Here is a 14606-nt window from a genome sequence, read left to right as displayed (position 1 = left end):
GCGTCCCCGCATCGCTTCGCGTCCCGCCGCCGATGCGCTATAGCGCCCGGCCATGCGCCGCCTGAATGTCTCCAGTCCCGACTTCGCCCAGACCTTCCGCGCCTTCCTCGACGAGCGACGGGGGCAGCCGGCCGATGTCGACGCCGCCGCCGGCGAGGTGCTGGACGCGGTGAAGGCGAGGGGGATCGAGGCGGTCCTCGACTATACGCGCAGGTTCGATCGCGTCGACCTGACGGAGCATACCATTCGAGTGACGCCCGAGGAGATCGAGGCCGGCGCCGCCGAGTGCGCCCCCCGGGTCCGCGAGGCCATCGCCTTCGCCGCCAACCGCATCCGCGACTACCACGGCCGCCAGCGGCCGGCCGACCAGCGCTGGACCGACGAGGCCGGGGTCGAGCTGGGCTGGCGCTGGACGGCGCTGGAGGCCGTCGGCGTCTATGTGCCGGGCGGCCGGGCGGCCTATCCCTCGACCGTGCTGATGAACTGCGTACCCGCCGCCGTGGCCGGCGTCGACCGCATCGCCATGGTCACCCCGCCCGGGAAGCTGCAGCCGGCCGTGCTGGCGGCGGCCAAGGCGGCGGGCGTCACCGAGATCTGGCGCATCGGCGGGGCCCAGGCCGTCGCCGCCCTGGCCTATGGCGCCGGGCCGATCGCCCCGGTCGACAAGATCGTCGGCCCCGGCAACGCCTATGTCACCGCGGCCAAGCGCCGACTGTACGGCGTCGTCGGCATCGACGCCCTGGCCGGACCGTCGGAGATCGTGGTCGTGGCCGACAAGGACAACGACCCCGACTGGATCGCCGCGGACCTGCTGTCCCAGGCCGAGCACGACCCCTCGGCGCAATCGATCCTGATCACCGACGACGAGGCCTTCGCCGCCGCCGTCGAGGCCGCCGTGGAGCGGAAGCTGGGCGAGCTATCGACCGGCGAGGACGCCGCCGCCTCCTGGCGCGACCACGGGGCGGTGATCCTCGCGCCCCTGGACCAGAGCCCGGCCCTGGTCGACGCCATCGCGCCCGAGCACGTGGAGTTCTGCACCGCTTCGCCCGAGGCGCTGGCCGATCGCGTGCGTCACGCCGGGGCGATCTTCCTGGGCCGGTTCACGCCCGAGGCCATCGGCGACTATGTGGCCGGCTCCAACCACGTGCTGCCGACCAGCCGGGCGGCGCGGTTCCAGTCGGGGCTGTCGATCTACGACTTCCTCAAGCGCACCTCGATCGTGAAGTGCGACGCGGCCTCGTTCGGCCTCCTGGGGCCGCACACCGCCGCCCTGGCCGAGGCCGAGGGGCTGCCGGCCCATGCGCTGAGCGCGGCGATCCGGTTGCAGAAATAGCACGGCGTTCTTTCTGGCGGTCTCCCCGGGATGACGAGGGGGGGCGTCTTGCTTTATGGCTCGGACGCCCATGACCGACGACCGCGACGCGCACCGCCTGAACAGCATCGAGATCGACGAGGAATCCCTCGCGGCGGTCTCGCGCGACCAGGAGCAGGAGCGCCAGATCGCGATCTTCGACCTGATCGAGGAGAACTACTTCGAGCCGGTCGGCGCCGAGACGGGCCCCTACGACCTCAGGATCGCCCTGATCGAGAATCGGCTGGCGCTGCGTATCGTCGCGACCGACGGCGGGTTCGATCAGACGCATCTGCTGTCGCTGTCGCCGTTCCGCGGCGTGATCCGCGACTACTTCATGATCTGCGAGAGCTACTACCAGGCCATCCGCAACGCGACGCCGGCGCAGATCGAGGCGTTGGACATGGGGCGGCGCGGCCTGCACAACGAGGGCTCGGCGCTGCTGCAGGCGCGGCTGGACGGCAAGGTGAAGACCGACCTCGACACCGCCCGGCGGCTTTTCACCCTGATCTGCGCGCTGCACTGGCGGGGCTGACGGCCGGTGGTCGCGCTTCCGGGGGCGGTCCTGTTCGCCTGCAACTTCAACCGAGTCCGGTCGCCGATGGCCGAGGCCCTGCTGAAGCTCGCCCACGGCCGGACCATCTTCGTCGACAGCGTGGGCCTCAAGCGCGAGCCGGGCGAGACCGAGGTCGATCCCTTCGCGGCCGCGGTCATCGACGAGCTGGGCGGCGACCTGCACGGCTTCAAGCCCAAGGTCTTCGACGACCTGGAGGACGAATCGTTCGACCTGGTCGTCTCCCTGACGCCCGAGGCCCAGCACCGCGCGGTCGAACTGGCGCGGGGCAGGGCGGTCGACATCGAGTACTGGCCGACGCTGGATCCCACCCTGGCGGACGGTTCGCGCGAGCAGCGGCTGGACGCCTACAGGCAGGTTCGGGACGAGCTGGCGCGAAGGATTCGCGAGCGTTTCGGCAGGGCATCGACCTTTGGCGGCTGAACGCGTTATAATGCTTGCCCTGGAGCCGCGGCTCGCGACCCGAATCCCTTCGGCGCGAGCCGTTTGCGTATAGACCCCAACGAGAGGCCGTATGGCGAAAGAAGAACTGCTTGAGTTTCCCGGAACCGTCAGCGAGCTGCTGCCGAACGCCACGTTCCGCGTGAAGCTGGAAAACGATCACGAGATCATCGCCCACACCGCGGGCAAGATGCGCAAGAACCGCATCCGCGTGCTGGCCGGCGACAAGGTTCTGGTCGAGATGACGCCCTACGACCTGACGAAGGGCCGCATCACCTACCGCTTCAAGTGAGCCTGCCCGAGGGGGCGCTGGTCCTTGCGAGTTCCAGCCCCAGACGACTCGAACTGCTCCGCCAGGTCGACATCGAACCCGACCTCGTAGATCCCGCCGACATCGACGAAACCCCGCAACGCGACGAGACGCCCAGGCGACTCGTGGCGCGTTTGGCCGTGGGCAAGGCGGAGGCCGTCGCGGCGCGGCATCCTCAGGCCTACGTCCTCGCCGCCGACACCATCGTCGCGGTGGGGCGGCGCATCCTGGGCAAGCCCGAGGACGAGGCCGATGCTCGGCGCATGATCGCCCTGCTGTCCGGCCGCGCCCACAAGGTCCTGACCGGCGTCGCCGTGATCGCCCCCGGCGGCAAGACCGCCTCGCGGGTGGTCGAGACGCGCGTGGCCTTCAAGCGCATCACGCTCCGGGAGCTGGACGCCTTCATCGCCGGCGGCGAATGGGCCGACGCGTCCGGAGCCTACAAGATCCACAAGCGCGCCGGGGCCTTCGCCACCAGCATGCAGGGCTCCTTCACCTCGGTGGTCGGGCTGCCCCTGTATGAGACCCTGAACCTGCTGAACGGCCTCGGCTGGCGGAGAGGAGAGGGCGCATGAGCCGCAAGTTCTTCCTCGACAAGGGGATCGGCGAGACCCGGGCGGTCATCACCGTCGACGGCCGGCCCGAGCGGCTGCTGATCGACCGCCATGACGCCCCGGCCGCCACGGCCCTGGGCGCGCGCAGCGTCGCGCGCGTGCGCAGCGTCGAAAAGAACATCGGCGTCGCCTTCCTGGATCTGCCGGGCAAGGTCGAGGCGCTGTATTCCCTTCGCCACGACGAGCCGCCGCCGGTGCGCGGCGCGGCCGTCGAGGTCGAGATCCGCACCGAGGCCCGCCAGGACAAGCTGGCCACCGTTCGTCTGATCGGTCCGGCCGAGGGCGAGCCCCGCCTGCTGGAGGGCGCGCCCGACGTCGAGGCCGAGCTCCTGGTCCTGGCCAAGGGCTCCAAGATCGTCGAGGGCCTGGGCGCGCGCGAAGCCGCCGACGCCGCGGAGGCCGAGGCGCTGATGACCGTCCACCCGCTGCCGGGCGGCGGCGACATCGCCATTGAGCCGACCCGGGCGCTGGTGTCCGTGGACGTCGACCTGGGCGGACGCCCGGGCAGCGACACCAAGAGCGCGGCGCGGTCGGCGAATCTGGCCGCGCTGGCCATCGGCGCGCGGCTGTTACGGCTGAAGGGGCTGGGTGGCCTGGTGATCTTCGACCTGGTCGGGCGCGGCCACGACGGCAAGGCCATCGACGGCGCCGCCCGGGCGGCCTTCGCGCCGGACAACCCCGGCGTGGCCATCGACAAGATCAGCCGGTTCGGCACCCTGACGCTGACCGTGCCGCGGCGTCGGCGACCGGTCCTGGACGTCCTGTGCGACGAGCGGGGCGTTCCGACCCCGCAGACGATGGCCCTGCGGCTAGTCCGCGCGCTGGAGCGCGAGGGCAGGGCCCTGCCGGGCGGACGGCTGACGGCGACCTGCGCCCCGGCGGTCCTGGCGGCCTTCGAGCCCAGGCGGGCGGCCCTGACCGACCGCCTGGGCGCGCGCTTCGTCGTGGAGGCCCGTGAGGGGTTTCCGGTCGACCAGCTGGACGTGGTCGCGCGATGAGCAGGACCTGCCCGATCTGCAGCAAGCCGACGGAAGAGGCCTATCGGCCGTTCTGCTCGAAACGCTGCGCGGACGTGGACCTGCAGCGCTGGTTCACGGGCGGCTACGCCATCCCCGTGGTCGAGGATGATGACGAGGACGGCGGCCTTCCACAGGAAATTCGCGAAGATTGAATGTCCCGCTGGACTTGCGGGAATCCCTCTTCTATAGACGCGGCCTCCGCGAAAACGCGGGGCCTTCAAGGCCTAGGCCTGGGTAGCTCAGTTGGTAGAGCAGCGGATTGAAAATCCGCGTGTCGCTGGTTCGATTCCGGCCCCAGGCACCACCTCCCCATCCTTTCCATTCGCACTCGAAGCGCTTCTCGGAAGAGACCGGCGGTTGATGAGCCATGCTGCGGTGCAGCGAGGCTTTTCTATCGGAACGGGAAAAACTCTCGATCCTTCCCGATAATCAGATTGTGCAGTGCAAAATAACTGCGCCGAGGGGTTCCCGAGGGGTTAAAAAAGGGTCGGCCTTGCCCCTTGACGTTGGAGAAAGGGGTTGCCAAAGGGCTTGCGTGCCAAGTCTAACTTGGCGGATCGACCCGGAGGTCCTCGGACCCCCGGGCCGTCTTGCGCCTTCGGAACGCCATCTTCGGCAACGAATGATCGGAGAGTCGTTTCGGGTCGGCGCAGCGACAGCGGTTTTCTGGTCCAGGGTCCTAACGGATCACGGGCCGGGCAGAATTAGAGTAGGGTGGAGACGCTATCGCGCGACGACCCTCGGTCCACACTAGCTAGACCAACCAGGAACTGGCGAAAGATGCTCGACAACAAACGACTGACCCCCTTCATCGCGATCATGGGCGCCGCTGCGCTTATGGTCAGCGCTCCGGCGTTCGCGCAGGACGCGGCCGCCCCGGCCGCCGATCCGGCCGCCGCCGCCGCCGCGCCGGCTGCTGACGCCGCCGCCGCTCCCGCCGCTCCTGCCGCCGACGCTGCTGCTCCGGCCGACGAAGCCAAGGCTCCGCCGACCATCGACAGCCATGGCGGCAAGCTGACCCCGATCACCATGTTCATGGACGCCGAATGGGTCGTGAAGGTGGTCATGATCGGCCTGGTCCTGGCCTCGATCTTCTCCTGGACCCTGCTGATCACGAAGCTGCTCGAGTTCGGCGGTCTGCGCCGTAAGTCGGACCGCTTCGTCGAAGCGTTCCGCTCGGCCAAGTCGATCCAGGACATGGGCCGTATCGCCATGTCGGACGAGTTCGAAGGCAACCCGCTGGCCGACATGGCCGCCGCGGCCGCCTCGGAAGTGGAACTGTCCCGTCAGGCCGGTCTGTCGGTCGCCGGCGACCACCGCGAAAGCACCATCTACCGCGCCCAGACCGCCGTGTCGGCCGTGCAGTCGTCGCTCTCGAAGCGCCTGTCCAGCGGCATGCAGTTCCTGGCCTCGGTCGGTTCGTCCGGTCCGTTCATCGGTCTGTTCGGCACCGTCTACGGGATCATGAACTCGTTCATCGGCATCGCGAACACCAACACGACCAACCTGGCCGTCGTCGCCCCCGGCATCGCCGAGGCGCTGCTCGCCACGGGTATCGGTCTGTTCGCCGCTATCCCGGCGGTTATCTTCTACAACTACTTCCAGACGCAGATCTCTGCGTTCGGCACCCGCTCGGACGGCTTCAACGCTGAACTGATGAACGCCATCTCGCGGCAGCTCGACAAGGGGGCCTAACACCAATGGCCGCCAAACTCTCGGGCTCCGGCGGCGGCGACAGGTACCAGGTTGAGCAGAACAGCGAAATCAATGTGACGCCCTTCGTGGACGTCATGCTGGTTCTTCTGATCATCTTCATGGTGGCGGCGCCGCTGGCCAGCGTCTCGGTCGAGCTTAAGCTGCCTACCGCGGTGGCAAAGCCTCGACCGAATCCGCCGAAGCCGATCTACATCTCGATCCAGAAGGGCGGGCACCTGTACATCGGTGACTTCCCGACCGATCTGGCGACGATGGGAGACGATCTTCGCAAGCAGGTCGGCCAACGCGACCCTTCCAAGGAGCGGCTCTTCATCCGCGCCGACAAGGAGGTTCGCTACGGTGAGTTCATGCAGGTGATGAACACGTTGCAGGACAACGGCTTCTACAGCGTGGCCCTTATCGGCACCGACGACTCGGGTAAGTAGCGATGGCAGAGCAGAAACAAGACGACGCTCCGCTGAAGGTGCACAACCCGTTCGACGTCCCGACCTCCAAGGGTCTGGGCAAGGGCTTCACCATCGGCATCATCATCGTGCTGGGGCTGCACTTCCTGCTCGGTCTCTACCTCTACAAGATGCGCTTCACCATCAAGGAGCGGATCTTCGAGGACGAGAAGATCGACACCCAGCTGATCAAGCCGCCGCCGCCGCCGCCGCCGCCTCCGCCGCCGCCGCCGCCTACGGATAAGCCGCCGCCGCCTCGGCTGCAGCCGCGTCCGCCGGTGGCTCCGCCGCCGGACGTGCCGCCGCCGCCGCCGCTTCAGGTGCCGCCGGTGCCGAAGACGGAACGCGTCGAGACCCCGGCTCCGCCGGTTATCGCGCCGCCCGCTCCTCCGGCTCCGCCGCGCCCCTCGGTCATCACGAGCCCGGATTGGTCTCGTCGTCCGAGCGGCGAGGACATGGCCCGCTACTACCCGGACCGCGCCCAGCGCCTGGAACGGGAAGGCAAGGCCACGCTCCTGTGCCGCGTGAAGGCGAACGGTACGCTGGAAGGCTGTGAAGTCGTGTCCGAAGAACCCGCTGATCTCGGGTTCGGCGACGCGGCCCTCAAGCTGTCCCGGCTGTTCAAGATGCGTCCGCAGACCAAGGACGGCTCGCCGGTGGAAGGGGCTTCGGTCCGTATCCCGCTGGTGTTCAAGCTGCCGCAGTAAGGCTCGGAACGCAGACAAGACGAACGCCCCGGAAGGAGACTTCCGGGGCGTTTTTCTTTGTCTGGAACCGTGGCGCGGGCAGGGCGCCCAAGAGGCTTCTCCAAGGCTCTCAGGCGGGCGCCAGGCCCCTGGCCTTCAGCCAGTCCGCCAGGATGGCGTTGACGGCCTCCGGCGCCTCCTGCTGGACCCAGTGCGAGACGCCCGGCAGGCGATGCAGGGTGAAATCCCGGACATAGGGCTCGTAGCCCTCGGTCAGCTCGAGGCCGAGCGCCGTATCCTCCTCGCCCCAGACCATCAGCGTGGGGGTCTCGATCATCGGGGCCTTGCCGGGCGCCCAGCGGGCGAGGGCGCTTCCGAAGTTGGCGCGGTACCAGTTGACCATGGCGGTCATGGCCCCCGGCTTGAGGGCGTTGGCGCGATAGTGGTCGAGCACCTCGTCCGGGAAGCGGCTCTTGTCGATCGCCATGCCGCGGAAGGCCTCGCCCACCGCCCGGGCGCCGCGCGCCGTCAGAGCCGCCTCGGGCAGCCAGGGCAGCTGGAAGAAGAAGACGTACCAGGACTTGCGCAGCTGGCCGAAGCTGCGCCGCAGGACCTGCTGGAAGACGGCCGGATGGGGGACGTTCATGATCACCAGCCCGTCCAGCGGCGTCCGGGTCTCCATGGCCAGGGCCCAGGCGACCACCGCCCCCCAGTCGTGGGCGATCAGCAGCCGCCGCTTCGCGCCCAGGGCCTCGAACATCGCCTCGGCGTCCGCGACCAGGTGCTCGATCCGGTAGGCGGCCTTGCCGAGCGGCCGGCTGGAGTCGCCGTAGCCCCGCTGATCCGGCGCCACGGCCCGCCAACCGGCCTCGGCCAGCAGAGGCAGCTGATGCCGCCAGGAATGGCGGCTTTCCGGGAAGCCGTGCAGGCACAGGGCGACGGCGTCGCCTTCGCCGGCCTCGTCGACGGTGAAGGTCAGGCCGTTGGCCTCGATCTGGCGGGTTTTGATCCTGTTCATGGGGCGGATGCTGCTTTGGCTGTTGAAACCGTGCAAGCACCGCTTGATCCTGAGCCCGGCTCCGACTAAACCACCCCCCTCGCGAAAGCGCGCCGCCTTAGCTCAGTTGGTTAGAGCGCCAGATTGTGGCTCTGGAGGTCTCCCGTTCGAACCGGGAAGGCGGTACCATCGCAAACCACGGCGACAAGCCGTCGCACGCTCCCGGGTGGTACTGGCCGGGGCTGCCCCTGATCCCCATATGAAGGTGCGGGAAGAGATCTTCCCGCTTCCCCCGGTGTCCCTCACCTCCGCTGGGAAGCGCTCGGCCGCGCCGCCCGTGGCGCGGCCGAGCCCCCGCGGTCAGTCGAACCGCTTCAGCCAAGCCCTCGTGATTTCCGCCGCCTCGGCGCCCTGTCTGGGCTGTCCGAAGTAGTAGTGGTTGGCGCCCTGGACCAGGTGATGGGTCTGGGGCGCGTTGTTCGCCGCCGCCATCAGCCGGGCGGCGTGGCTAGGCGTGCAGGCGTCGTCGGCGCCGTTCTCGATCACCAGCAGCGGGACGGTCAGCCGCGCGGCGCATTTCAGCCCGTCAGCGTTCGACCGATCGTAGGACCATTGTGACAGCCAGCTGCGCAGGGTGGTGAAGCGGGCCAGGCCGACCGGCCCGTCGTTGACCAGCCGCGGCTCGCCCAGGAAGCACCAGCCCGGCCTGCGGTCGTTGGGGTCCACCGCCGGGTCCAGCCAGCGCGGATCGGCCATGGTGCCCTGGACAGTGAAGCACCGCTCGGCGTTCGGCTGGCCGGCCTCGCGCAGGGCCTTCAGCTCTGCCAACGCCCAGTCGGTGATGCGCCGGTTGCGGGCGATCTGCCGGGCCCTGAATTCAGCGACGTAGTCGGCGGAGTAGGGAGCCTGGTTCGGGTTGGCGGGGTTGTAGAGGTCCCATTCCGGATCGCGCTCGAACGGACGGGTCTCGTCGGTGATCGACGGGTCCATCCACTCGGTCAAAGTCAGGTTCCGCGACAAGTGCGAGGCCAGCAGCATGACCCCGTCCGCGGGAATCAGCCCGGCCGCCGTCAGGTCCAGCGGATCGCCGGCCGGCGTGTGGGTGACGGTCGGGACCTCAGCCTCGGCCTGATAGAACAGCGACAGCGCCCCGCCGCCGCTCCAGCCGCCCAGCACCACCCTGTCGTAGCCGAGCCGTTCCTTGGCGTCGCGGACGCAGGCGCCCAGGTCCAGGGCGACCTTCTCCATGGTCAGCGCCGTGTCGTTCCCGCGGAACCGGCTGTTGCAGTAGATGACGTGCACCCCCAGCTTGGCCAGCGCCCCCGGCATCGGCAGATAGGCTCCGCCGCCGATGGGGTGCATCATGATCACCACCGTGTCCGAGGGCTTGTCCGGCTTCAGCAGGTGCGCCTCCAGCGTCACCTTGCCGATCTGGCCGGCGTAGGTGTCCTTGAAGGCGGCGCTTTCGTCGAAGACGATCAGATAGGGGATCCGCTGGTAGGTCGCCGACATGCTCACCGGCTCCCGCGCTTGCTCAGCTCGGCTTCGCCGAACTTGGCGATCTTGGTCTCGCGGGTGCGGCGGCCCCATTCGGCGATCTGGTCGCGGGCGTGGCCGGCCTCCTCGGCCATGATGGCGTCATGACGATCGGTTCGGAGGGTGATCTCCACCTGGATGCCGTTCGGATCGTACATATAGACCGAGCGCACGAAGCCGTGGTCGATCGGGCCGACGCAGGACTTGCCGGCGGCGTTGATGCGGGCCTGCATCGCCAGCAGGTCCTGCTCCGACCGCGCCTCGATGGCGTAGTGCATGTCGAAGCTGTCCTTGCGGCCGAACCACTGGGCGGTGGTCTTCGTCGGCTCGTCGAAGAAGGCCAGGTACTTCCCGTCCCCGACCTCGAAGAACATGTGCAGGTAGGGCGTGTCCTCATGCGTGCCGGGGACGGCCTCGATGATCAGGGCCGCGGCCAGCGGCAGGCCCAGGACATCCTCGTAGAACCAGCGCGTCTGCTCGGCGTCGCGGCAGCGGAAGGCGACGTGGTGCGCGCCGTTGAATGTGATCCGGCGAGCGGTTTCGTGGGCCATGGCGATCCTCCACCTGTCTTCCAGGGGAGGATCGCGCTGGGATTATCGTCAAGTCAATTGACGAAATGACCTGACGTGGCGGCGCCCTAGTCGGTGACTTCGAAGCTCAGGGTGTAGACGTAGGTCTTGGCGGCCGGGGCGGCGCCGGGGGCGGCCGGGCCCGGATAACGGGTTTCCAGGATATAGGCCCCAGGCTGTTCGAACTTCACCGAGGCCTTGCCGTCCGCGCCGGTGGTCGCCTCGATGGCGGTGCGCTTGGCGGCGTAGCTCTCGCCGCCGCGGTAGATCGTCACGTGCAGGCCGGGGACCGGCTTGCCGTCGACCAGGGCGCGGAAGGTGAAGCCGTCGTCGAGGTAGACCTCGCTGGGATGGGTGACCGGCTCGACCTCGAAGCCGGCGCCGGTCGGCTTGACCGGGGTCGGGGCGCCGCGGGTGACGTATGTCTCGGCGATCAGGATGCCCTGGGTCTCGACGATCTCGGCGCCGGCCGGGACCTTGGAGGCGTCGATCGGCCCAGTGTTGGCCGCGCCCGGCTCCTCGTCCATGCGGCGCTGCGGCTGGGCGGCGCCGGGGGCGGGATCCGGACGGACCTGGCGCCAGACGCCGTCGACCTTGGCGACCTTGCCCTGGCGGCCCGGGCGCTGGCCGGTGCCGATCCGGTAGGTGCCTTCGGTCGGCAGCGGGGCGTCGACCACGGTGACCGACTTCAGCGTCGTCGGCGTGACCGGCTTGGCGACGCCGTCGGGACCGACCACGGTCCAGTCGCCCGAGCCGCGAATGGCGAAGTCGGGGATGAAGAAGCCTTCCTCGGCCATGCCGCCCTCGAGGCCGACGTAGTCTCGCTCCGGCGAGAAGGTGAAGGGCACGACGTAGGGCGTGTGGGCCAGGGCGGAGCCGGCCGCGAACAGCAGCGTGGTCCCAGCCAGCAGCGCGGCGGCGCCGCCCTTGATCATGGTGTTCCTGACGGCCATCGCCCCCATCTCCAGCGTTGTGAGGCGCAGGGTTGCGCCATTTGCGCAGGAAGTACTGCGAGTGGCTCGCAGTTGCAATCCTTGCGGCGGCTTTCTATGGTCCCGGCCAAATGGCCGGCTCCCCTCCGGCGATCTTTATCTCTGGAGTGCTCCATGTCGACATCACGGATCCTGGCCGTCGGGCTGGGCGCCGCCGCGGCCCTGGCCGCCGTCCCGGCGCAGGCGGAGGTCCGGACCTGGCGGATGCATGACGATCATGTCCTGGGGACGTCGCTGGACCTCGCGGTCGTCGCTTCGAGCCAAGCCTCGGCCGAGATGGCGGCGGCCGCGGCGCGGGCCGAGATCGATCGGCTCGACGCCATCCTGTCCGGCTGGCGGGATGACAGCGAGCTGGCGGCGCTGAACGGCGCGCGCCAACGCGTGGTCTCGCCCGACCTGTTCGCGGTGCTCCACGCGGCGGAAACCTGGCGCGAACGCACCGGCGGCGCCTTCGACGCGCGGATCGGCGCGACCACGGCGGCGCTGCGCCGCGGCGAGATGGCGGCCCATGCGACGCCGGCGGCCGTCACGCTGGACGCGGCGACCCGCACCGTGACCCGCCCCGAGGGCGTGACCTTCGATCTGGACGGCGTGGCCAAGGGTTATGTCATCGACAAGGCGCTGGAGGCGGCGCGTGCGGCGTCGCCTGACGTCGCCGGCGTGATGGTCGACATCGGCGGCGATCTGCGCTGCTGGGGTCAGGGGCCGGGCGGCGCCTGGCGCGTCGGCGTGGCCGAGGCCTGCGAGACGGCCGACAACGCCGCGCCGGTGACGGTGCTCAACGCCGATGACCGCGCCGTGGCGTACAGCGGTCGCGGCCTGCGCGACCTGACCGTGGACGGCCGGGTGGTCAGCGCGACCCTGAACCCTGCCGATGGCCGGCCGGTCGAGGAAACCCATGCCGTCTGCGTCACCGCGGCCAAGGCCGCCGACGCCGACGCCCTGGCTACGGCTATGGGCGTCATGGACGTCGACGCGGCCATCGCCCTGGCCGATCGCACGCCCGGCGTCGAGGCCCTGGTCTTCCGCGCCAACGGTGACCGCCGCGCCTCCGCCGGCTGGCAGCGGCTGGTCGACACCCGCGACGGCCCGCGCGCCCAGCTGATCCGCGTCGCCGACGGTCCGGTCTGGCCCAAGGGCTTCGAGGTCGCCGTGGCCTACGAAGTGCCCAAGATCGCCGTCGGCAACTACCGCGCGCCCTACCTCGCCATCTGGGTGACCGACGAGAACAAGCAGCTGGTCCGGGTGCTGACCATGCTCGGCGACAACGCCAAATGGATCCCGGACAACTACGTCTTCTGGCGCCGCTACGGCCGCAAGACGCCGGAAGTGGCGTCCACCGCCCGCCCGACCCGCGCGCCGGGTAAGTACAGCGCCTCCTGGGACGGCCGCGACCAGGCCGGCAAGCCCGTGGGGCAGGGGACCTACACCATCCACGTCGAGGCGGTGCGCGAGCACGGCGGCCACAGCTACGTCAGCAGCGACCTGGTCGTCGGCGCGGCGGCGGCCAACGTCTCGATCCCGGGCAAGGAAGAGCTGGGCGGCGTCGTCCTGCGCTACGGCAAGAAGAAGTGATGAAGGACGACGTGGCCAAGGCGGCCAAGAAACCGAAGATCCGCAAAGGCTTCGACAAGGGCGCCTTCTACCGCACCAGCCGGATGCTGCACGCCTACATCTCGGCGTTCGCCTTCCTGGCGCTGATGTTCTTCAGCTTCACCGGCATCCTGCTGAACCATCCCGAATGGCTGCAGGGAAAGAAGCCGGCCGAGCAGAGCGTGACCGGCCAGATTCCTTCGGCGGCGATCGCCGGGGCGATGAAGGCCGAGGATCAGCCCAAGGCCCTCGCCGCCGAGGTGGCCAGGCGGATCAAGCCGCGCGGCGCCTACTCCAGCGGCGAGATGCTCGACGGCGAGGCGATGTTGCGTTTCGAGGGCGCGACGGGGGCCACCGATGTGATCCTGGACCTGGAAACGGGCAAGGCCGAGGCGACGATCCAGCCGGCGACCGCGACCTCGATCATCAACGACCTGCACAAGGGCAAGAACACCGGCCTGGTCTGGAGGCTGCTGATCGACGTCACCGCCATACTGGTGCTGGCGCTGTCGGTGATCGGCTATGTGCTGTTCTTCAGCCTGCGCTTCCGCCTCAAGACCAGCCTGATCCTCACCGCCGTCAGCCTGGCGGTGTTCGTGGGGATCTACCTGGCCTTCGTGCCCTGAACCTCCCCCTACCCCGTCATTCTCGCGACGAGCGCGAGGATGACGGGGTAGGGGGATGGCGCCCTCGACACAAAAAGACGCCCGCGACCGGTTGGTCGCGGGCGTTTTCAGAGGTGCTTGGGGATACTTTCGGGGCGAAGGCGCTACGGCGCCTTGCCTTCCTCGGCGATGACCTGGCGGGCTTCGGCGATGGCCGCGGCCTCGGTCTTCTCACCCTTGAGGATGTCCTCGGCCAGGCCCATCAGGGTCGGGCCGGTGACCGAGCCGGCCTCGGCCTCTTCCTCGACGGCGATGCCCTTGTTCTTGACGGTGGCGTCGTCCCAGGCCTTGCGCACGGCCGCCCAATAGCCTTTGGAACCGGCCCAGTACTTGTCGGCCGCGGCGACGTCGTAGTCCGAGAACTTGCTGTAGGTGTTCACCACCCACTCGTGGACGAAGGTGACCGGCTTGCCGTCACGCAGGCCGATCTTGGCGTTGTCCTGTTCGTGGACCCAGCCGGTCGGGGTCAGGGCGTGGCGATTGACGCCGACGTAGTGGTCGTAGACCGGCTTGCGCACGGCGTCGCGGCGGGCCAGCGGACGCAGGGTCGGAGCGCTGGTCCAGCGCGAGACGGCGTTGTCGTACTCCCAGCGACCGACGCCGCCGTAGCGGGGAGCGTCGTCGGTCTGCCAGACGGTCTGCGACCAGGCGCCCTTGCGCTCGGCGGTCGAGATCGGCTTCAGCACCCACTTGCCGGTGCTGACATAGGTCAGGACCTCGGTCGGCTCGTAGGTCCAGTCCTGGCGCCAGTGCTTGATCACCATCGGCTTGCCGCCGGCGTCGACCACCAGCAGATGCTGCAGGCGGATGACGCGGCCGGTGTCCTCGATCACCCGGACGACCTCGTGGCCGCCGCTGATCTTGCCGTCGAGCGGCTTGTAGTCGGCGACGAAGGGCGTGGTCTCCCGGAAGTCGAAGCGGACCTTGTACTCGCCGGCCATGGCCAGGATCGACTTGCGGTCCTGCTCGAAAGCGGAGGACGGCGCGGTGGCGGCGGCCGGCGCGGCCTGGGCCAGGGCGGCCAGCGGCGCGACGGTCAGGGCGGCGCCGAACGCGGCCAGGGCGATGGAACGGGCGAGGAGGGTCTTGCGCATGCTTCG

The 14606-nt window shown here is 69.2% G+C and carries 17 protein-coding genes and 2 tRNA genes; 14 read left to right on the top strand and 5 right to left on the bottom strand.

All coding sequences use genetic code 11. The annotated features are described in order from the left end of the window. Positions 1–52: 52 nt before the first annotated feature. From hisD to CSW64_RS14475, 11 genes are all read left to right on the top strand, one after another. Complete coding sequence (hisD, locus tag CSW64_RS14525) at positions 53–1333, top strand: histidinol dehydrogenase (RefSeq protein WP_099622780.1); 1281 nt, start codon at positions 53–55, stop codon at positions 1331–1333. A gap of 70 nt (positions 1334–1403) precedes the next feature. Then, positions 1404–1886, top strand: a complete 483-nt coding sequence (locus CSW64_RS14520) for a UPF0262 family protein (RefSeq protein WP_099622779.1) — start codon at positions 1404–1406, stop codon at positions 1884–1886. A gap of 6 nt (positions 1887–1892) precedes the next feature. Next, the gene (locus CSW64_RS14515) at positions 1893–2348 is read left to right on the top strand and encodes an arsenate-mycothiol transferase ArsC (protein WP_099622778.1); all 456 of its coding nucleotides are present in this window, start codon (positions 1893–1895) and stop codon (positions 2346–2348) included. 91 nt (positions 2349–2439) lie between these two features. Further along, positions 2440–2658 carry a translation initiation factor IF-1 gene (gene infA, locus CSW64_RS14510; RefSeq protein ID WP_004617696.1) on the top strand — a complete coding sequence of 73 codons (219 nt, stop codon included), beginning with the start codon at positions 2440–2442 and terminating at the stop codon, positions 2656–2658. Continuing rightward, complete coding sequence (locus CSW64_RS14505) at positions 2655–3251, top strand: Maf family protein (protein ID WP_425430346.1); 597 nt, start codon at positions 2655–2657, stop codon at positions 3249–3251. Before infA ends, CSW64_RS14505 begins: the two co-directional genes overlap by 4 nt. Continuing rightward, positions 3248–4288 (top strand): ribonuclease E/G, encoded by a 1041-nt coding sequence (locus tag CSW64_RS14500; protein ID WP_099622777.1) that lies wholly within the window; start codon positions 3248–3250, stop codon positions 4286–4288. Before CSW64_RS14505 ends, CSW64_RS14500 begins: the two co-directional genes overlap by 4 nt. Continuing rightward, complete coding sequence (locus tag CSW64_RS14495) at positions 4285–4461, top strand: DNA gyrase inhibitor YacG (RefSeq protein ID WP_099622776.1); 177 nt, start codon at positions 4285–4287, stop codon at positions 4459–4461. The genes CSW64_RS14500 and CSW64_RS14495 overlap by 4 nt, the downstream gene beginning before the upstream one ends. A gap of 76 nt (positions 4462–4537) precedes the next feature. After that, positions 4538–4613, top strand: a tRNA-Phe gene (locus CSW64_RS14490). A gap of 476 nt (positions 4614–5089) precedes the next feature. Further along, a complete protein-coding gene (exbB, locus tag CSW64_RS14485; protein ID WP_099622775.1) occupies positions 5090–6004 on the top strand; it encodes a tonB-system energizer ExbB in 915 nt (304 codons plus the stop codon). Positions 6005–6009: 5 nt separating this feature from the next. Next, positions 6010–6450 (top strand): biopolymer transporter ExbD, encoded by a 441-nt coding sequence (locus tag CSW64_RS14480; RefSeq protein ID WP_099622774.1) that lies wholly within the window; start codon positions 6010–6012, stop codon positions 6448–6450. Between the two features lie 2 nt (positions 6451–6452). Beyond that, positions 6453–7175 carry an energy transducer TonB gene (locus tag CSW64_RS14475; protein ID WP_099622773.1) on the top strand — a complete coding sequence of 241 codons (723 nt, stop codon included), beginning with the start codon at positions 6453–6455 and terminating at the stop codon, positions 7173–7175. A 109-nt stretch (positions 7176–7284) separates the two neighbouring features. Here CSW64_RS14475 and CSW64_RS14470 read toward each other — a convergent pair whose 3' ends face one another. Next, positions 7285–8172: an alpha/beta fold hydrolase gene (locus tag CSW64_RS14470; protein ID WP_099622772.1), complete on the bottom strand. Its 888-nt coding sequence runs from the start codon at positions 8170–8172 to the stop codon at positions 7285–7287. Positions 8173–8263: 91 nt separating this feature from the next. On the opposite strand from CSW64_RS14470, the gene CSW64_RS14465 reads away from it, so the two are divergent. Beyond that, a tRNA-His gene (locus CSW64_RS14465) sits at positions 8264–8340 on the top strand. A gap of 171 nt (positions 8341–8511) precedes the next feature. Here the strand turns inward: CSW64_RS14465 and CSW64_RS14460 are convergent. From CSW64_RS14460 to CSW64_RS14450, 3 genes are all read right to left on the bottom strand, one after another. After that, a complete protein-coding gene (locus tag CSW64_RS14460; RefSeq protein ID WP_099622771.1) occupies positions 8512–9663 on the bottom strand; it encodes an alpha/beta hydrolase family protein in 1152 nt (383 codons plus the stop codon). Between the two features lie 2 nt (positions 9664–9665). After that, entirely contained in the window at positions 9666–10238 is a 573-nt protein-coding gene (locus CSW64_RS14455; protein WP_099622770.1) for a VOC family protein, read from the bottom strand. Between the two features lie 86 nt (positions 10239–10324). Then, a complete protein-coding gene (locus tag CSW64_RS14450; RefSeq protein WP_172448575.1) occupies positions 10325–11209 on the bottom strand; it encodes a DUF4198 domain-containing protein in 885 nt (294 codons plus the stop codon). A 153-nt stretch (positions 11210–11362) separates the two neighbouring features. On the opposite strand from CSW64_RS14450, the gene CSW64_RS14445 reads away from it, so the two are divergent. Together CSW64_RS14445 and CSW64_RS14440 are read left to right on the top strand one after the other, a co-directional pair. Beyond that, positions 11363–12823, top strand: coding sequence for a DUF2271 domain-containing protein (locus CSW64_RS14445; protein WP_172448574.1), 1461 nt, complete (start codon positions 11363–11365; stop codon positions 12821–12823). After that, positions 12823–13467, top strand: a complete 645-nt coding sequence (locus tag CSW64_RS14440; protein ID WP_099622767.1) for a PepSY-associated TM helix domain-containing protein — start codon at positions 12823–12825, stop codon at positions 13465–13467. Before CSW64_RS14445 ends, CSW64_RS14440 begins: the two co-directional genes overlap by 1 nt. A 143-nt stretch (positions 13468–13610) precedes the next feature. Here the strand turns inward: CSW64_RS14440 and CSW64_RS14435 are convergent, their stop codons facing one another. Continuing rightward, the gene (locus CSW64_RS14435; RefSeq protein WP_099622766.1) at positions 13611–14600 is read right to left on the bottom strand and encodes a DUF6607 family protein; all 990 of its coding nucleotides are present in this window, start codon (positions 14598–14600) and stop codon (positions 13611–13613) included. Positions 14601–14606: the final 6 nt, after the last annotated feature.

The sequence above is a fragment of the Caulobacter mirabilis genome (assembly GCF_002749615.1).
Lineage (GTDB): Bacteria > Pseudomonadota > Alphaproteobacteria > Caulobacterales > Caulobacteraceae > Caulobacter > Caulobacter mirabilis.
This window is presented reverse-complemented; position numbering and strand designations above follow the sequence as displayed.